The sequence below is a fragment of the Citrobacter sp. C6_1 genome, from assembly GCF_014596835.2.
Taxonomy (GTDB): domain Bacteria; phylum Pseudomonadota; class Gammaproteobacteria; order Enterobacterales; family Enterobacteriaceae; genus Citrobacter; species Citrobacter pasteurii.
In genome coordinates this window covers 1,458,545-1,477,735 of record NZ_CP115031.1, presented here as the reverse complement: position 1 = coordinate 1,477,735, position 19,191 = coordinate 1,458,545, and the positions used below count along the sequence as shown (strand labels likewise).

The 19,191-nt window shown below is 51.4% G+C and carries 19 protein-coding genes; 5 read left to right on the top strand and 14 right to left on the bottom strand.

From position 1 onward, the window contains the following. The first annotated feature begins 7 nt into the window (after positions 1–7). The 4 genes from yfcG to IB196_RS07140 all read left to right on the top strand — a co-directional run bounded on the left by yfcG (position 8) and on the right by IB196_RS07140 (position 2,551). Positions 8–643: a GSH-dependent disulfide bond oxidoreductase gene (gene yfcG / locus IB196_RS07155; RefSeq protein ID WP_005129504.1), complete on the top strand. Its 636-nt coding sequence runs from the start codon at positions 8–10 to the stop codon at positions 641–643. Between the two features lie 54 nt (positions 644–697). After that, positions 698–1,060 (top strand): dihydroneopterin triphosphate 2'-epimerase, encoded by a 363-nt coding sequence (gene folX, locus IB196_RS07150; protein ID WP_005129505.1) that lies wholly within the window; start codon positions 698–700, stop codon positions 1,058–1,060. 19 nt (positions 1,061–1,079) lie between these two features. After that, complete coding sequence (locus IB196_RS07145; protein WP_188232038.1) at positions 1,080–1,973, top strand: TIGR01777 family oxidoreductase; 894 nt, start codon at positions 1,080–1,082, stop codon at positions 1,971–1,973. A gap of 71 nt (positions 1,974–2,044) precedes the next feature. Next, on the top strand, positions 2,045–2,551 hold the full coding sequence (locus IB196_RS07140) for a GNAT family N-acetyltransferase (RefSeq protein WP_188232037.1): 507 nt from the start codon (positions 2,045–2,047) through the stop codon (positions 2,549–2,551). A 42-nt stretch (positions 2,552–2,593) separates the two neighbouring features. On the opposite strand, the gene hisP is transcribed toward IB196_RS07140, so the two are convergent. The 10 genes from hisP to IB196_RS07090 form a co-directional block, all read right to left on the bottom strand. Next, positions 2,594–3,367, bottom strand: coding sequence for a histidine ABC transporter ATP-binding protein HisP (gene hisP / locus IB196_RS07135; RefSeq protein ID WP_005129511.1), 774 nt, complete (start codon positions 3,365–3,367; stop codon positions 2,594–2,596). Between the two features lie 13 nt (positions 3,368–3,380). Further along, positions 3,381–4,088 carry a histidine ABC transporter permease HisM gene (gene hisM / locus IB196_RS07130; RefSeq protein ID WP_005129513.1) on the bottom strand — a complete coding sequence of 236 codons (708 nt, stop codon included), beginning with the start codon at positions 4,086–4,088 and terminating at the stop codon, positions 3,381–3,383. After that, positions 4,085–4,771 (bottom strand): histidine ABC transporter permease HisQ, encoded by a 687-nt coding sequence (locus IB196_RS07125; RefSeq protein WP_005120213.1) that lies wholly within the window; start codon positions 4,769–4,771, stop codon positions 4,085–4,087. The genes hisM and IB196_RS07125 overlap by 4 nt, the downstream gene beginning before the upstream one ends. Positions 4,772–4,957: 186 nt before the next feature. After that, positions 4,958–5,740, bottom strand: coding sequence for a histidine ABC transporter substrate-binding protein HisJ (gene hisJ, locus IB196_RS07120; protein ID WP_003028120.1), 783 nt, complete (start codon positions 5,738–5,740; stop codon positions 4,958–4,960). A gap of 247 nt (positions 5,741–5,987) precedes the next feature. Beyond that, on the bottom strand, positions 5,988–6,770 hold the full coding sequence (gene argT, locus IB196_RS07115; protein ID WP_040231361.1) for a lysine/arginine/ornithine ABC transporter substrate-binding protein ArgT: 783 nt from the start codon (positions 6,768–6,770) through the stop codon (positions 5,988–5,990). 287 nt (positions 6,771–7,057) lie between these two features. Then, a complete protein-coding gene (locus IB196_RS07110; RefSeq protein ID WP_005120208.1) occupies positions 7,058–7,627 on the bottom strand; it encodes a UbiX family flavin prenyltransferase in 570 nt (189 codons plus the stop codon). Next, complete coding sequence (locus tag IB196_RS07105; protein ID WP_188232036.1) at positions 7,624–9,090, bottom strand: amino acid permease; 1,467 nt, start codon at positions 9,088–9,090, stop codon at positions 7,624–7,626. The genes IB196_RS07110 and IB196_RS07105 overlap by 4 nt, the downstream gene beginning before the upstream one ends. Before the next feature lie 66 nt (positions 9,091–9,156). Further along, positions 9,157–10,260, bottom strand: coding sequence for an alanine/ornithine racemase family PLP-dependent enzyme (locus IB196_RS07100; protein ID WP_005120206.1), 1,104 nt, complete (start codon positions 10,258–10,260; stop codon positions 9,157–9,159). Position 10,261: 1 nt separating this feature from the next. Beyond that, a complete protein-coding gene (locus IB196_RS07095) occupies positions 10,262–11,683 on the bottom strand; it encodes an APC family permease (RefSeq protein WP_040231362.1) in 1,422 nt (473 codons plus the stop codon). Between the two features lie 94 nt (positions 11,684–11,777). Then, a complete protein-coding gene (locus tag IB196_RS07090; protein WP_005129673.1) occupies positions 11,778–13,175 on the bottom strand; it encodes an alanine racemase in 1,398 nt (465 codons plus the stop codon). Between the two features lie 213 nt (positions 13,176–13,388). On the opposite strand from IB196_RS07090, the gene IB196_RS07085 reads away from it, so the two are divergent. Continuing rightward, complete coding sequence (locus IB196_RS07085; RefSeq protein ID WP_005129674.1) at positions 13,389–14,816, top strand: sigma-54-dependent Fis family transcriptional regulator; 1,428 nt, start codon at positions 13,389–13,391, stop codon at positions 14,814–14,816. Between the two features lie 35 nt (positions 14,817–14,851). Here IB196_RS07085 and purF read toward each other — a convergent pair whose 3' ends face one another. From purF to folC, 4 genes are all read right to left on the bottom strand, one after another. Continuing rightward, positions 14,852–16,369 carry an amidophosphoribosyltransferase gene (gene purF / locus IB196_RS07080; protein WP_005129677.1) on the bottom strand — a complete coding sequence of 506 codons (1,518 nt, stop codon included), beginning with the start codon at positions 16,367–16,369 and terminating at the stop codon, positions 14,852–14,854. Positions 16,370–16,402: 33 nt separating this feature from the next. Continuing rightward, on the bottom strand, positions 16,403–16,891 hold the full coding sequence (gene cvpA, locus IB196_RS07075) for a colicin V production protein (protein ID WP_005129678.1): 489 nt from the start codon (positions 16,889–16,891) through the stop codon (positions 16,403–16,405). 200 nt (positions 16,892–17,091) lie between these two features. Further along, positions 17,092–17,760: a cell division protein DedD gene (dedD, locus tag IB196_RS07070; protein WP_188232035.1), complete on the bottom strand. Its 669-nt coding sequence runs from the start codon at positions 17,758–17,760 to the stop codon at positions 17,092–17,094. Next, positions 17,750–19,018 (bottom strand): bifunctional tetrahydrofolate synthase/dihydrofolate synthase, encoded by a 1,269-nt coding sequence (gene folC, locus IB196_RS07065; protein ID WP_188232034.1) that lies wholly within the window; start codon positions 19,016–19,018, stop codon positions 17,750–17,752. Before folC ends, dedD begins: the two co-directional genes overlap by 11 nt. Positions 19,019–19,191 lie beyond the last annotated feature (173 nt).

Sequence of the window (19,191 nt, the reverse complement as noted above, 5' to 3'; positions counted from 1 at the left end):
GCTGAAAATGATCGACCTCTACTACACCCCATCGCCAAACGGGCACAAAATCACGCTGTTTCTCGAAGAGGCGCAGTTAAAATACCGTCTGATTCATGTAGATATCAGCAGAGGTAGCCAGTTCCGCCCTGACTTTTTGCTAATTTCACCGAATAATAAAATCCCGGCCATCATCGACTGCGCCCCGGTGGATGGCGGAAAACCCATTAGCCTGTTTGAGTCTGGCGAGATTTTACTCTACCTGGCGGAAAAGAGCGGAAAGCTACTCAGCGGCGAATTACGCGAGCGCCACACCACGCTGCAGTGGCTCTTCTGGCAGGTTAGCGGACTTGGGCCAATGCTGGGACAAAATCATCACTTCAGCCACTTCGCACCGCAGACGATTCCCTACGCCATTGAACGGTATCAGGTGGAAACCCAGCGACTGTACAACGTCATGAATAAACGCCTGGAAATATCACCCTGGCTGGGTGGCGATCATTACAGCATTGCCGACATTGCCTGCTGGCCGTGGATTAATCTCCACCAGCGCCAGCGTATCGACCTCGACAACTATCCGGCGGTCAATAACTGGTATGAACGTATCCGTACTCGTCCCGCAACAGAACGGGCGATGCAGCAAGCACAAAGCGAGAAAAGTTAACGCGATTCAGTTCTCGTGTATCATGAAAAGGTTCATACATGGAGGAAACCTGCAATGTCACAACCTGACGCAATTATTCGTATAAAAAACCTTCGTCTGCGCACTTTTATCGGCATCAAAGAAGAGGAGATCCTTAACCGACAGGATATCGTCATCAATATTGCCATTCACTATCCAGCAGACAAAGCCCGGACCAGTGAAGATATCAACGACGCGCTGAATTATCGCACCATCACCAAGAGCATCATTTCGCACGTTGAGAGTAACCGCTTCTCATTGTTGGAAAAATTAACGCAAGATGTGCTCGATATCGCACGCGAACATCACTGGGTCACTTATGCTGAAGTGGAGATCGATAAACTTCACGCATTGCGTTACGCCGACTCCGTTTCCATGACATTGAGCTGGCAGCGCTAAATGTAACCCGGGAGGCGACATGCAGATTCTGATTACCGGCGGTACTGGCCTGATTGGACGTCATTTGATCCCCTGCCTGCTGGAACTGGGGCATCAGATTACCGTAGTGACACGTACTCCTGATAAGGCTCGTCAGATTCTGGGCTCCCGGGTCACGCTATGGAAAGGGCTGGAAGAGCAGCAAAACCTTGATGGCATTGATGCTGTCATCAACCTTGCCGGAGAGCCTATCGCTGACAAACGCTGGAGCGCTGAGCAAAAAGAGCGTTTGTGCCAGAGCCGCTGGGGGATTACGCAGAAACTGGTCGATTTAATCAAGGTCAGCGACACGCCGCCTGCCTTACTCATCTCCGGTTCCGCTACGGGATACTACGGCGATTTGGGCGAGGTTGTAGTCACGGAAGAAGAGCCGCCGCATAATGAATTCACCCATAAGTTGTGCGCCCGGTGGGAACAGATCGCCAGCGCTGCGCAAGGCGACAGAACGCGCGTATGTTTGCTGCGTACTGGCGTTGTATTGGCCTCTACAGGCGGGATCCTCGCAAAGATGGTTCCACCGTTTCGTCTGGGGCTTGGCGGTCCTATCGGCAATGGGCGTCAATACCTGGCCTGGATCCATGTTGACGATATGGTCAACGGGATTATCTGGCTGCTGGATAACGATCTGCGCGGTCCCTTCAATATGGTTTCGCCATACCCGGTTCGCAATGAACAGTTTGCCCATGCGCTGGGTCATGCCCTAAACCGCCCGGCAATCCTGCGCGTTCCGGCGGCCGCTATGCGACTGCTGATGGGCGAATCCTCGGTGCTGGTTCTCGGGGGGCAGCGCGCGTTGCCCAAGCGACTGGAGGCGGCCGGTTTTGCATTTCGTTGGTACGATTTGGAAGAAGCGCTGGCCGATGTCATCAGATAATGTCTGATATCCCTTCACTGTTGCCATTGTGGTGGTATGGTTAAAAAACCGAATACCACAATGGCGACGTTATGGCGATAATATCAACACCCCGACTTACCCTCTCTTTGTACCAACTCGCTGACTGGCCTTTTTTCCAGCGGCTACGAGAAAATCCAGACATCATGCGTTTCATGGGCGATATCGCCCCAACCAAAGATACTCGCCTGCTCTTCGCCAGACGCCTTTCCGCTCGACATACCTTTGTTATCCGGGAGCACAACAACACGGTGCAACTGGGCGATATTGGCTTACAGATAAGCCATCTTTATCCTCAGGAAGCTGATATTGGCTATGCCATCACGCCGCGGGCGCAGGGAAAAGGTATTGCCAGCGAAGCCGTACGTGCCGTGTGTGATTATGCTTTTCAACAGGCTGGCGTAACGGCGATAAATGCCTATGTATTAGCCGGGAATACCGGGTCGATACGCGTTCTGGAAAAAACAGGATTTATACGCACTCAGGTGCTTGAAAAAGCCTATGAAGTGAACGGTATAGCGCATGATGACTGGGTTTATCGTCTGGAGTACAGCGCGTGAAAGCGGTAGGCCCGGAAAGCGTGGCGCCTCCGGGCAACTAAATTACTTCAGTGATCCTTTAAGGAACTGCTGTAAACGCGGGCTTTGTGGGTTCCCAAACACCTGCTCCGGATTGCCCTCTTCTTCGATTTTTCCCTGATGCAGGAAAATAACGTGTGAGGAAACGTGGCGGGCAAACCCCATTTCATGCGTCACGACCACCATGGTTTTCCCTTCCTCAGCCAGCTGTTGCATGATGCGCAGCACTTCGCCCACCAACTCCGGATCAAGCGCCGAGGTTGGCTCATCAAACAGTAAAACCTCCGGCTCCATCGCCAGCGCACGGGCAATTGACACACGCTGCTGCTGACCACCGGACAGGTGCACCGGATATTTACCCTGCGCACGCTCATCAATACCCACTTTAGCCAGATACTTCACCGCACGCTCGCGGGCTTCATGCTTGCTCAGCCCCAGCACCTGAATCGGCGCTTCCATGACGTTTTCCAGCACCGTCATGTGACTCCACAGGTTGAAGTGCTGAAAAACCATCGTCAGCCTCGTACGTAACAGACGCAGCTGATTTTTATCTGCAACCTTCAACTGACCGTCTTTGTCGCGCACCAGGCCAATATTCTGGCCGCTAACCACAATCGTTCCAGCGCTCGGCTTTTCCAGAAAGTTTATGCAGCGCAGGAAGGTACTTTTACCCGAACCTGACGAACCAATAATGCTGATAACATCACCCGCGTTGGCCTGCAGCGATACCCCTTTCAGCACTTCATGTTCGCCGTAGTGCTTATGTAAATCGATAACGTTTAATTTATTTTCAGACATCGTGTTACTCGAATCATTTAGAGGATACATGCTGCAACCAGCGTTTTTCCGCTTTACGGAACAGGCTAATCAGGACATACGAAATAATCAAATACAGAACAGCGGCAATACCGAAGGCGGTAAACGGCTGATACGTTGCCGAGTTGATATCGCGGGCGATCTTCAACAAATCAGGCACCGTGGCGGTAAATGCCAGCGCCGTGGAGTGCAGCATTAAAATCACTTCATTGCTGTATGCCGGCAGCGCAATACGCAGCGCGGAAGGTAAAATAATGCATCGATACAGTTTAAACGACGAGAAACCGTAAGCCCGCGCGGCTTCAATCTCACCATGGGGTACGGAACGAATAGCCCCGGCGAAAATCTCCGTGGTATAGGCGCAGGTATTCAGCGTCAATGCCAGCACGGTACAATTCAGCCCGCTGCGGAAAAACGCGTTGAGGAAATCGGTTCCTTTCACGATCTCCAGCGTATACATCCCGGAATAAAACACCAGCAGTTGAACGTACAGCGGCGTGCCACGAAAAATATAGGTAAACAGCCAGATGGGAAACTGGATAAATTTATTATTGGAAACGCGACCAATCGCCAAAAACAGCGCCAGTATCCCGCCCATCACCACCGACGAAATCAGCAACCACAATGTGATCGCCACGCCGGTGTAGCGATAGCCGTCGGTCCACAGCAGGGACTTCCAGTACTCCTGAATAATCTCAATCACAGGTCAGCCCTCTTCACACCCACGGAGTAGCGGCGCTCAAGGTACAGCAGCACACCATTAGACACAGTGGTAAACACCAGATAGATGACCCCGCACACCACGGCAAAATAGAACGGCTCCCAGGTACTCTTCCCGGCAAGCTGAGTGGCTTTCACTACGTCTTCAAGTCCGAGCAACGACACCAGCGCCGTGGCCTTCAGAATCACCTGCCAGTTATTGCCAATCCCCGGCAAGGCAAAACGCATCATTGCCGGAAACATAATGCGACGAAATATTTGTGAGCTGGTAAAGCCAAATGCCGTCGCGGCCTCAATATGACCTTTCGGTACCGCCATAAACGCACCACGGAACGTTTCGGTAAAATAGGCCCCGTAGATAAATCCAAGCGTAATAATCCCTGCGACCATCGGATCGATATCAATCTGGCCGATACCGATTGCATCGGTAATGGTATTCAGCGCGATTTGTAACCCGTAGAAGATGAGCAGCATTAAGACCAGATCGGGAACCCCGCGGATCAGCGTGGTGTACCCTTCGAAAATAAGCTCCATTGCCCGGTTTTGCGAAAGCTTCGCTGCCGCGCCGACAAGGCCTATCAGGACCGCCAGCACTACCGAGCTGAGAGCCAGCTCCAGCGTAACAATCGCGCCCTGTAAAATAACACCTGAAAAGCCATACAACATGCTGCCTGTCCTGTCGTGTGTGGTGGAGTAATAAGCCTCTTTTGATTTCAGACTAACCGTTAAATGCCGGATGGCGGCTTTGCCTTATCCGGCCTACAAAATCACCGTAGGCCTGATAAGCGCAGCGCCATCAAGCATAAATTCAACGCGTCAAAAATCTACGGGCTTTATCAGCACCTGCGGTGATTAACCGCCGTAAACATCAAAATCGAAATACTTTTTCGCCAGCTTCTCGTAAGTACCGTCAGCACGCATCTCTGCAAATGCTTTATTCAGTGCTTCACGCAGTTCGTTATCGTCCTTGCGCAGCCCCATACCGGTACCGACGCCAAACAGTTTCTCGTCTTTAACTGACGGGCCGCCGAATTTGTAATCTTTACCTACTGGCTGCTTCAGGAAGCCTTCGCTGGCCGCGACTTCATCCTGGAATGCGGCGTCAATACGCCCGGCAGTCAGGTCAGAATAGATATTGTCTTGCCCCTGATAAGAGACGATTTCAATGCCTTTTGGCGCCCAATGTTCGTTGCCGAACGTTTCCTGAGTCGTGCCCTGTAGCACACCGACACGTTTACCTTTCAGAGACTCAATGGTCGGCTGAATAGCGGAATCTTTAGCAACCACCAGACGAGAGTCGGCTGCATAAAGCTTGTCGGTAAAGGCAATCTCTTGCTGACGTTTTTCAGTAATGGAAAGCGACGACATGATGGCATCGATCTTCTTCGCTTTTAACGAAGGGATCAGCGCATCCAACGGGTTTTCCACGAAGGTACATTGTGTATTGATGCGTTTGCAGAGTTCTTTAGCCAGATCGATATCAAAACCGACCAATTCACCCTGCGCATTTTTCGATTCGAACGGCGCATAAGTAGGATCGGTACCGATACGAATTTTTTGCGGGATGGCTGCAAATGCTGCGGTAGCACTGGAGAAAGCCAGAACCAGAGAAAGAGACAACACCAGTTTTTTCATAACTATCCTCAACAGACTGTCTTTTATAGGGGATCTTTACAGGACCAGGTGCAGTTATCGTGCCATTAATCAGGCCGACAAGGCAAAGCATTCTACCCTGTCGGCGGTATTTATTTGCATGAAAAGCGCTTAAGTATGCAATCATACCTATTAAAGCCACGATAAAAGCACCAAAACAGTGCACTGAAATCATTATGCACCGTAATGGTTAACCCCTATGGTGCAGTCAATTCCCCGCTGCGACGTATTAATCGCCGTAGACATTGAAGTTAAAATACTTACTCGCCATTTTGTCGTAGGTGCCATCTTTACGCAGTTCGCCCAACGCTTTATCAAACGCCGCTTTCAGCTCGACATCGTCTTTGCGTAAGCCAATCCCGGTTCCGTCGCCAAAGTATTTTTTATCTTTTACCGAAGGACCTGCAAAGTCGTAGTCCTTACCGGCAGGCTGCTTCAGGAAGCCTTCGCTGGCCGCGACTTCATCCTGCAATGCCGCATCCAGACGGCCCGCCGTCAGGTCAGAATAGATCAGATCCTGGTTCGCATAAGCCACCACATCCACGCCTTTGCTACGCCAGTTGTCATTGGCATAGGCTTCCTGCGTCGAACCTTGCAGTACGCCAACATGTTTACCCTTGAGTGAATCCAGGGTCGGTTGAATTGGGGAGCCTTTCGCCGCGATCAGACGTGAGTCTGCTGCGTAAAGTTTGTCTGAGAACGCAATCTCTTGCTGACGCTTCTCGGTGATAGAAAGCGAGGAGATAATGGCATCAATTTTTTTCGCTTTCAGCGACGGGATCAGCGCATCAAAGTCGCTGGCAACCCAGGTACATTTGATCTGCATGCGCTTACACATCTCATTTCCCAGATCGATATCAAAACCGACAAAATCGCCTTTGGCATCTTTAGAGGAAAAAGGTGCGTACGTGGTGTCCGTACCGATACGAACTGTCTGCGGAAGTGCTGCGTAGCTGGCCGCGGTGGCACAGAGTCCTACCAGCAAAGACAAAGCAAGAACCGTCTTCTTCATACATAACCCTCAAGTGGCGTAATTTTATTATGTTTTACGTTGTGTTGTGTGTTTGCAGACTTTTTCATGCAGGTCTTATGCCATTTTCGCATCGATGAGGATATTCGACGTTAAATATGTTAATAAAACGTTGCAATATTGTCCTGATTTTGAAGATAGCAGGTCTGACGGTTGAACCGCAGCGTTTCGTTGCGTTTTAACGAATTAAATGTTGAGGATATGATCGCGGTTACAAAATTGCCCTGAAACAGGGCAACGAATGTTTATTTGCACGTTGATGGAACGACTTATGCGCCCTGCCAGCGAGTGAACAGATCCTGCGGAAGGGTGATATCAAACTGGTCAAGTACGCGATTAACCGTTTGATTAATCACATCATCAAGCGTCTGTGGCCGATGATAGAAGGCGGGAACGGGTGGCATAATCACCGCGCCAATTTCTGCCGCCTGCGTCATCAGACGCAAGTGTCCGAGATGCAGCGGCGTTTCGCGCACGCACAGCACCAGCGGGCGGCGTTCTTTCAACACCACATCTGCCGCACGGGTAAGCAACCCATCGGTGTAGCTGTGAACAATACCTGAAAGCGTTTTAATTGAGCATGGCAGGATAACCATTCCCGCCGTCTGGAAAGAGCCAGATGAAATACTGGCGGCAATATCACGCGTATCGTGTGTCACATTCGCCAGCGCCTGCACATCGCGCACGGAGAGATCCGTTTCCAGCGCCAGCGTCTGCCGGGCCGCGGCACTCATCACCAGATGGGTTTCCACATCGGTAACGTCACGCAAAACCTGCAGCAGGCGCACGCCGTAAATTGCCCCGCTTGCGCCGCTAATCCCTACAATGAGTCGTTTCATTTTATCTTTCCATCACTTGATGGGCTAACTGTGCCGTATTTCTTTACCACAGACAACCTGGAATCACCCACCTCTTCAGTCCGCAAAGCAGGTTTGAGCACAAACCATGAAATCAGAATACAAACCATAAAGGCCAGTTCTACCAGCATAATCACGCCCCCTTTTTCACTGAACCAGGTTCCCACCATAATGGCAACGTTAGTGACGATAACAAACCTGGCTATCCAGGGAAAAAACAGTGAACGATAGCGCAGTAAATCAGGGGAATACTTCCCGTCATTCACAGCCTTGCGAAACCGATACTGACACCAGCCAATGGTTATCCATGCCAGACAGCCCACCTGCCCGGTACTGGCAATCAACAAAATATAGAATTTCTGTGCAGGAATATATCGGGTCAGCATCGATACCAGAGCCAGAATCACCGTTATCAGAATAGCGTAAACAGGCACGCCGCTGGCGTTAGTCCTGGCGAAAAAACGAGGAGCGAAACGGTCGCCAGACATTGACCATAGCATGCGTGAACTGGCATAGATTGCGGAATTCGCTGCTGACACAGCAGCAGAGAAGATGACTAGCGTCATCAGTAAATCTGCGCCAGGCATACCGACACGTGAGAATACCCACACGAAGGGGCTCGTTCCATCAGGTATCTTTCCCTGCGGATAAACCAGCGCCAGAACGGCAATCGCCAGACCGTAAAACAGAATAATACGCAGACCGATACCCAGAATCACCCTGGGTAAGACGATGTGTGGCGACTCCGTTTCGCCTGCCGCATTGCCAACCAGCTCAACGCCCTGGAACGAATAGATGACGATTGTCATACAAACCAGAATTTGCTCCCATCCGTGAGGAAACCACAACCCTGCACTTTTTAACGTTGGATGCCAGCTCGTGTCTCCTGACAGCGAGAAGATCATTACCCCGCCCGCCGCGATAAAAAGCACTATCGCGAAAACCTTTATCGCAGATAACCAGTATTCACATTCGCCGAAACTTTTCGCCGAACAGAGATTGATAAGCATTAGCACGACAAGAATGATAAGGCAGAAGAAGTGGACGGGAATAACGGGGAAAAATTGATGGGCAATGAAGCCCGCGGCAGTCAGATCCGCCGCCAGGGAAAACACCCAACTCAGCCAATACAGCCAGCCAATGGTATAGCTCCAGATGGGATTGGGCAGGAACATCAACGCATAATGTTGAAAAGAGCCCGAGTGGGGAAATGCGCAGGACAGTTCGCCAAGGCACATCATGGTAGCCAGCATAATCGCGCCAGCAAACAAATAAGCCAGCAATGTTCCCGCTGGCCCAACACTATTCAGCGGTTCGGCAATGCCGATAAACAAACCCGTGCCAATGGTCCCGCCGAGCGACATCATCAGCAAATGGCGCTTTTTAAGGTTTCGTCGTAGCCCATTTTCGGGTTCGGCGGGGGATTGCGCTTGCAGGGTACTCATGGTCACTCCCTGTCTCAGAAAGGGTCAGAGACGCCGCCACAGACGCATCACTGTGGCGGCAGTGGCTTAACGAATAAACCGCGTGGCAACGCCCTTCGTCTGACAGGCCATCAGAAGCCCTGTGTAGTCGAGTTCAAAGCGGATGACATCCCCGACTTTCAGCGGCTGCTCGCATGCTTCAATATCCACCAGCGTATGATCGCTGGTCTGTCCCAGGATGGTGATATTGTCGTCGCAGGGCACGCAGTTATCGGAAGGGACGTCCTGTCGACCAAACGCCAACAACGCCCGCTTGCGAGTACCATGATCAACAAAGGTTTTTGTTTGCAGGAAGGCGTCTACACCAAGCTCTCCAACGGGTATTGTCGGCTTGCTGTTCAGCTCAATAATCTCTGCCTCAAGGACATACATATCGGAACAGGCTTTTTCCACCGGCTTTGCAGAGTGATGAAATTCGTTCAGATACTTCATCTCGACATATTCAATGCCGAACTCATGTAGCCCCCCGATCCGCAGGTGGTTTAACCCCTTAGGCCAAATGCCTTTATCCAGTAAATGGTAGCTGGTGCAATTACCGGCAGAGAGTCGGCGAACTGCCACACCGCTGTCCTGCTCGACTCGTGCGGCCAGTGCCAGAAAATCTTCACCATTTTTCACCGTCGGCAGGACGGTGCCATAGCAGTTGAAGTTGGTTCCCAGACCATACAGTTCCAGGCAAGGCAATTCCTGAATGAGTCGGATGGTGCTGAGAATGTGTGAATACTCGGTGAACCAGATACCTTCGCGTAAATCCCCCATATCAACCATCAGCAATACCTGATGCGTTTTCCCCTGGCGTTGGGCTTCCTGCGATAATGCCTGCAAAATGATGGGTTCGCTGTTCAGACTGATATCGGCATAGCGGATAACATCTTCAATCTCACTCAGACAAGGACTGCGGAGCAGACAGGTTGTACAGCCGATTTCACGGATTTTTTTCAGGTTATAGGTCCGCGATTCTGCAATCACCTTAATGCCGCCATCAAATACCGCCTGTGCGGTTTCAACACAACCATCAAAAACTTTATTGACAGCCATGACCTCAATCCCACTGCTGGCTAACAGCGCTTTTTCCGTTCGTGCATTTTCTTCCAGCTTGCGTAAATTGATTTCCAGGATTGGCATATACATTTTATTTCCCTCCTGCCACGCTCAGACGAGCATTACGTTTCTGGGCCCGGTGATAGATACATTCAGCAACGATAACGGCCAGCAACGCGCCACCGACGATCTTGCCGGCGTACTGGAAATAGCCTCCCATATCAATTTGTGAAGGCGGGATAAACAGCAGCGCGACAGCAAAAGCGATGGAGATAAATCCAAGTGCAGGCAGTACGGCAGGTAAGATTTTCCCTGGGATTTTGAAGCTTCTTGGCGTATCCGGTTGCGTCTGACGCAAACGCCAGAATGCCGGGAACATCACCAGATAAGGAATGAAATAGGTGATGGTCGTCAGGGCAGTCAACATCCAGTACGCCGCGGCGACACTCGGGGAAATAAAGGTTGAGAAACACAGTACCGTGACGATTATTGCCTGCACGATCAGCGCAAAGGCTGGCGTTTTCCAGACCGGATGCAACCGGGCAATTTTATCCCCTAACAGATTATCCTCACGTGAGGCTTCCTGAAGCATGTAGATAGGACCTACCAGCCAGGAATTGATCTGACCTAACGCGCCAAAAAACATACAGATTGCCATTACCGGGATCAGCCAGGGCATATGTAACGTATCCGCCGCGGCATGCATGGCCTGCATCACGCCCGCCACAATATCGGTTTTTCCCGCAGGCAACAGGGTGTTCAGCGCCCAGGTACCGACCATATAAATCCCAACAATAACGGCTGCAGAAACCGCCATCGCGCGCGGGAAATCACGTTGCGGATTGCGCGTACGTCCGGCAATCATCGGCGCGACTTCCAGCCCGGCGAAAGCAAACATCATGCTCGACAGAAAGACGATAGTATCCCAATGGCTCAGATCGGGAACCCAGTTCGCCGCCGTCGCATAATCGGTTTGCATCTCATGCCCGGTCGCCAACCACACAATAGCCAGGATAATCAAAATGGCGGATGGAATGAACACGCCGCACCAGGCGCTGACGCTGTTAATAATTTTGGTCCACTCCATGCCGCGAATATTCATTAGCGTCAGCAACCAAAAAATCACCGCCGAACCAATACCAATAAAGGCTTTATTCTCCGCGAGGCCCCCGCCTATCATGTAACCCAACGCCGTAAAACCGAACTGCAGCATCAAGGGGAAAAACAACACGCAGGAAAAGAGGAAGCACACCACCACTATCCACGCGATACGTTTCCCAAACGCCTCTTTAATCCAGACGAATATCCCACCATCTTTCGGCCATCCGGTCGACAGCTCGCCGCACACCATCGCCAGCGGAAAGAACAGACAGAATGCAGCTATCACCCACAGCAACATTGCTGAAGCGCCGTAGGGCGCGACATTGGGTATTTGCCGCAAACTCAGAATGGCAATGACATTCATAAAGACAATGTCTTTGATGCCAAGTAAGCCAGAACTATTGTTACTCATGGCCATCTCCTGTTATGCACTCAGGGGCATCACTGCCCTCTTCGAATCACCTGACTCACGGACTCCAGCCGATGCCGGAGTCCACAAATGAGATTTAATAAATGTCGTACTTGACCATGTCTTCGTAACTGTCTTCCCGACGGATTAAGCGGTCTTTACCCTCTTTGTCTATCATCACAACAGCTGAGCGTGGGCGGTTGTTATAGACGGTTTGGCTTTCGATGGTATAAGCGCCTGCATCCAGAAACGCGACGATATCGCCGATTTGCGTGTTCTGCGGCATCAGGAATTCTTCCCCCTTCACCCCCATATGGAAGTAATCGCCGCCATCACACAGTGGTCCGGCGAGTTTGATCCACGCATCGTGCGAATCAGTCATTCTGGAGGCGTTGTAGACGTAGAAGAACCAGTCAAAATGCTGGCTGTCTGACAGCACGCTGTATCCGGCATCAACAAATTTCCATTCAACATGGCATTCGACATTGCCGTTCAGGTCGTAGTTTGTTTTACGTTTTTCACAGGCAACTTCGGTTAACAGGACAGCAGCCGAGCCGGTCACTTTACGCCCAGGCTCAATGCAGATCTCCACATCCGTACGCCATTTATGAACTTCACGAATAACCGCATCAGCAAAGTCCTGCGCCGTTATCCCGGCATACATGTTGTCTTTCAGCGGATCGCCATTCTCTTCGTCATATTTGTAGGGTACTGGAATACCGCCGCCTACATTGATGAGATCAAATTTAATGCCCAGAACCTCTTCCAGACGCCGGGATTCATCCACCAGTACTTTGGTCGCTTTGGCAAAAGGTTCCGATTCCGGCACCTGGTCACCCACATGCATGTGCAATCCGCGCAGATGAACATAAGGCATTTCCAGGATCCGCCGACAGGTTTCTTCCGCTTGCTCCAGATCCAGTCCCGATTTAGCGTGAAAGGCCGTCACCAGCTCTGCGTGCGTCGCAGAAGGAACGTTTGGTTCCACGCGAACACAGACATTGGCGACTTTCTTCAATTTACGGGAGATCGCGTCGATATGATCCAGTTCATACAGGCTGTCAACGTTGATCAGGTACAGATCGTTGGCAATGGCATATTCCAGATCTGCAGGTTTTTTCACTACGCCGTTAAAAACGATCTGATCGCCACGAAAGCCAATTTCCAGACATTTACGCACTTCGTACTGTGAATTTGCCTCTGCACAAATTCCTGCGTCACGAATGGCCTGAAGAACGCCCATTACTGAACAGGTTTTAGAAGCAAAAAAGGTTTTGGTGTTTTGGTGGGCAGCGAACGCCTGCTGGATTTCGTTGATATTACGAATGATCTCTGACTCAGAGAACACATAAAACGGGGTTGGATACTTGCGTGCTAACGCATCCAGATCCACGCCATCAAAACACAAGTGCCCCTCTTTTTGTTGGAAACGGCGATCGTTCTCTATCACCTGCTCACGTACCCGGTTGTAGTTTTGAATAATCGAATCAGTCATAACATCCTCTGCTTATTTTCATTGTAAGAGTCCACATTCTTTTAATGGATATATAGCAACAGGCATGCCATGTTTTTATTGATTAAAAATCAACTAGTTATAAATAATCGCGAATTATATTTTTTGTCATTTAGCGAGTTATTCATCACAACGACGAAAATTCGTCATATTTATAATGATGCAGCGAAAAACAGGAAAAGAAGGAATCTGGCTATGGCTTCAACCAACGAAGAGCTGGCTGCGGCACTTAAAATGTTCTCCCGCTTCTTCGACCTCATCCATCAACCCCTGGCGGTGATCAATGAACGTGGCGAGTATGTCTACTACAACCAGGAAAGCGCGGATCTGGATGGATACAGCATTGAGCAGGCATTGGGAAAACATATGCTGGATGTCTATCCGAGCATGAAAGAGACGCAAAGCACCATGCTTTCATCATTGAAAAAGGGCGTGGAGTATATCGGTCACTACCAGATTTACTATAACGCACGCGGCCAGGCGGTGGATTATCAACATACCACCGCCCCACTCTGGTCAAGCGATGGCAGCATGATTGGCGTGATTGAGATTGGCAGAAATATGTCCGGCGTCAGGCGACTGCAGGAGCAGGTTGTTGAACTTAACCATCTACTCTATGCCGATCGCCATGAAAAACACCACGCTATCATCACTGAGAATGCGGAAATGCTGCACAACATTGCGAAGGCAAAACGCCTGGCAGCCAGCAATATTCCCGTGACCATCGTTGGAGAAACAGGAACCGGTAAAGAGCTTTTTTCTCGCCTCATTCATCAATGCAGTAAACGCGCTGATAAGCCTTTCATTGCCCTGAACTGTGGCGCACTCCCGCCGACACTCATTGAAAGTACACTTTTCGGTACTGTCCGCGGTGCGTACACCGGAGCAGAAAATAGTCAGGGGTATCTGGAACTGGCCAACGGAGGAACGCTCTTTCTGGATGAACTAAACGCGATGCCCATTGAGATGCAAAGTAAGCTCCTGCGTTTTCTCCAGGATAAAACGTTCTGGCGGCTGGGCGGTCAACAGCAGATCCATTCTGATGTACGTATCGTTGCAGCAATGAATGAAACGCCCGCACGGCTGATCCAAACAGGTAAACTACGCGCAGATCTGTTTTATCGTCTGAATGTGGGCATGCTCACCCTTCCGCCTTTACGCAAACGTCCGGAAGATATTGCGCTACTGGCTAATTATTTCATCGATAAATACCGTAATGATGTGCCGCAAGATATTCATGGATTGAGCGAAGCCGCACGCATTGCCTTGCTTCATCATACCTGGCCCGGCAATGTCAGGATGCTGGAAAATGCCATCGTGCGCAGCATGATTATGCAGGAAAACGACGGAATGCTAAAAAAGATTGTCTTCGAAGAGGAGGAATTAAGCTTAGGCGTTACGGATATCCCAACCGTTGTCAGCCGCCCAGTAAGCGCGGAGTCGGAGGGAGATGGATCCCTCGACGTGCAGGTAGCCAGGTTCGAAAAAAGCCTGATTGAAACGGCACTAAATACCTGTCAGGGAAATATTGCCGCTGCGGCACGCAGTCTCAATATTTCCCGAACGACGCTGCAATACAAGGTACAGAAATACGCCATTCGCTTCGGCGTGGTTAGTGACTGATGAAAGCCAGCGACATTTTGCCGCTGGCGATATCATTAACCTTCGTTGTGCATCTCAAGGTTTTCCGCTTCGTTCTGGCGCAAAATCGCTTTGGCGTCGTCATTACGCAGGGAGTCGAGGAAATCGAGATACTGCTGGTCGACGTCTTTAGTGACGTATACGCCGTTAAACACTGAACATTCAAACTGCTGAATATCCGGGTTCTCAGCGCGGACGGCTTCAATCAGATCGTTCAGATCCTGGAAGATAAGACCATCTGCGCCAATTATCTGGCGAATCTCGTCCACTTCGCGACCATGAGCAATCAGTTCCGTCGCCGTAGGCATATCGATACCATAAACGTTCGGGAAGCGAATTTCCGGGGCAGCAGAGGCCAGATACACCTTCTTCGCTCCGGCTTCACGCGCCATCTCGATAATCTGTTCTGAGGTGGTACCGCGCACGATAGAATCATCCACCAGCAGCACGTTTTTATCACGAAATTCCGCACGGTTGGCGTTCAGCTTGCGGCGCACGGATTTACGGCGCAGCTGCTGGCCTGGCATGATAAAGGTACGGCCCACGTAGCGGTTTTTCACAAAACCCTGACGGTACGGCTTACCGAGAATACGGGCAATTTCCAGCGCGATATCACAGGAGGTTTCCGGAATCGGGATCACCACGTCGATGTCCAGATCTTCCCACTCACGAGCAATTTTTTCGCCAAGCTTGGTACCCATGTTTACACGGGCGCTATAGACGGAAATCTTGTCGATAAAGGAGTCAGGACGTGCGAAGTAAACGTATTCAAACAGGCACGGATTGCTGACCGGGTTATCGGCACACTGGCGGGTAAACAACTGACCTTTTTCGGTGATATAAACCGCTTCGCCAGGGGCAACGTCGCGCAGGAATTCAAAGCCCAGCGTATCCAGCGCTACGCTCTCAGAGGCCACCATGTATTCGGTACGACCATCGCCAATATCACGTTTACCCAGCACCAGCGGGCGGATGCCGTTAGGGTCGCGGAAGGCAACCATACCGTGACCGATAATCATCGCCACGCAGGCATAGGCGCCGCGGATCTGGCGGTTGGTTGCGGCAATAGCGGCAAAAATATTGTCGGCTTCCAGCGGATAGTGGCGGAAATTATCCAGCTCGCTGGCGAAAATATTCAGCAGAATTTCAGAATCTGAAGTGGTATTGATGTGGCGGCGCTTTTCTTCGAACAGCTTTTTACGCAGCTCATGCGCGTTGGTCAGGTTGCCGTTGTGGGCAAGCGTGATGCCATACGGTGAGTTGACGTAGAAAGGTTGGGCCTCAGAGGCGCTGGAGCTGCCAGCCGTTGGGTAACGCACATGACCAATGCCCATGTTGCCCTGCAAACGCTGCATGTGGCGCGCTTCAAAAATGTCGCTCACCATTCCGTTCGCTTTACGCAAGCGGAAGCAGTTGTTGGCATCAATGGTGATGATGCCAGCGGCATCCTGGCCACGATGCTGGAGCACCGTTAACGCGTCATAAATCGACTGGTTTACCGGCATAACACCGGCGATACCGACAATACCGCACATACGTCTTTTCCTCGTTCAGCAACAACCCAAAGTTTATACTTTGGGCAAGAAACTTGACGAGCTTTGCAGATAGTCAAAGAACCATCTGATGATGAAACTGAACTGCGGGATCAGCTGCGACTTACTCCAGTCTTCACTTTTCGACAGACCGGTAAACGTATCGAGAAAGAACAGTATGGCGGCGACGATCAGCGCCCCTCTCAGGGCACCGAAGCAGATCCCCAACACCCTGTCAGTACCCGACAGGCCTGTTTTCTCCACCAGCTGGCCTATCACGAAGTTAACGATAGCGCCGACGATAAGTGTCGCGATAAACAGTATCGCGATAGCAATCCCATTCCGAACCAGTTCGTCTTCAAAGCCCGTAAACCAGACAGACAGGTAAGTGTAGTAATGGCTGGCGACAAAGAAAGCACAACCCCAAGTCACCAACGATAATGCTTCACGTACAAAGCCACGGATCAGGCTAACCAGACAGGAAAAACCAATCACCGCGATAATGGCGTAATCAATCCAGACCATAAGTGTCCCACGATTTTACGCCCTGTCGTCCTGTTCGGGGCGCATTCTAACAGAAAAAGAAAACGTTTGCGTAGGGATTTCCTTTCCACGCGTAAATAAAAATGGCGCTGAAAAAATCTTCAACGCCATACGGTTTTATGCCTCTTCGGACACTGCCGGACAGCGGTGTTTACCGTATCCGGCCTACATGAGCCCCCCCTTTAATTAGGGGTATATCCCATCACAACCCCACTCAGACCGGAGATTTTTTGCAGTTCTCCCAGCGAGTTTTTCAGCTTATCTCTGGACGCATCAGGCCCAACGAGAATGCGGGTTATTTTACCCTGTACCGGCGTTGACGGGGAAGTATATACCCGGAAGCCCGCACCACGTAACTTACCGACGATCTCATTGACCTTATCCGCATTTTTCAACGCACCAAGCTGCACAACGTAGGCTTTCCCGGTTGGTGCCGGCGCGTCTTCGACGACCGGTTTCGGTGCTGGAGCCGGTGCAGGCGCTGGCGTCGGAGCAACGGCAACAGGCTGCGGCTTCGGTTTGGGCTTCGGCTGCTCTACAGGCGCTGGAACAGGATCTATCTCCGCGCTGTTTGCCGTCGTCAAACGTGACGGATCCAACGAAGGCGCGGCAGCATCTCCCGCACGAACCTCTTCTGCCGCCCCTTCCGGCGGCTGGGTCGGCAGCGCCTGCGTTGCCGCAGGCATCATGTCTGGTTCATCGCGATCGCCGGGTTTCGGCACCAGAGGGATCGCCGCAAACTCATCCTGATAATGCTTTTTCTGCCCGTCAAGCAGCCCGGGGAGCACAATCACCCCCAGCGCGACCAGCACAATTGTGCCGACTAATCGATTCTGAAACTTACTCGCCACCGCTTCTCCCCACGTCTATTACTTCCATGACATGTGCGACAGTGTGAAACGATCCACACACCAACACGGTATCTTCAGGCTTCGCCTCAGCCAGTGCCGCAGACCATGCCTGCGCCACGCTGTCGTAGGCGTCACCTTTGCCCAGGTGCTCCAGCAATTGTTCTGCCGTTGCGCCACGCGGCCCCTCCAGGGGCGCACAGTACCAGAGGTCAACCACGCTTTTTAACCAGGCTAACGTACCGGCAATATCTTTATCATGTAGCATACCGATAACCGCAAGTACACGCCCGCTTTTCACTAACTTTTTCAGACGTCCGGTCAGATACTCCGCCGCATGCGGGTTATGGGCAACATCGAAAATAACGCGCGGCGACTCGCTCACAATCTGGAAGCGCCCCGGTAAAATCGCGTGTTCGATGCCGTCACGAATGGCCTGCTCGCTGACATTCAGCCCGCTTGCGCGCAGTGCGGCCAGTGCGGTAGCGGCGTTAGGTTGGGGAACCTGCGGCAACGGCAGATGCGTCAGCGTACCTTCACCGTCCGTAAAGGACCAGTCACTGTCGGTAACCGCATAGCGCCAGTCCACGCCACAGCGCTGCAAAATCGCCCCGGTCTCTTGTGCCACATCGGCAATGGTGTAAGGCATCTCCGGTTCGCCGACGATAGCTGGTTTTTCTGCACGGAAGATCCCTGCTTTCTCACGACCAATGCTTTCGCGATCCGGGCCCAGCCAGTCAGTATGATCCAGCGCAATGCTGGTGACCACCGCGACATCGGCATCGACGATATTGGTGGCGTCAAGACGCCCGCCCAGTCCCACTTCCAGAATCACCACATCAAGCTGCGCCTGTTTAAACAGCCATAATGCTGACAGCGTGCCGTATTCAAAGTAGGTCAGGGAAATATCACCACGCGCCGCTTCAATCTCAGCAAATGAGGCGGTATGCGCAGATTCCGGCAACTCCCCCCCCTGCACGCGGACACGTTCCGTGTAGCGCACCAGATGGGGAGAACTGTATACACCGACTTTATATCCTGCTGCGGTCAACACAGATTCCAGCGTACGGCAGGTCGTGCCTTTTCCGTTGGTTCCCGCGACGGTGAAAACAAACGGCGCAGGTTTTAATACGCCCAGTTTTTGCGCCACCAGACTCACGCGTTCAAGACCTAAATCAATGGTTTTACTGTGCAGGTTTTCCAGATAAGAAAGCCACGAGGCCAGGGGCGACGTGGCTTGGGGAATACGTTTATTGTCCATGTTGCCTGTAGATTCGTTATGTTGAGAAAAGCAAAAAGGCAGCGCCAACCGGCCTGCCCTTTTGTACTCGTCATCATTCAAGTTGCAGGTGTGTTGGCTGCGCTCGCTCACCCGAATCAATTAGCAGCGTAAACTCATCGGGATGAATTCTCTTGCCACTGGCCTGCAACCCG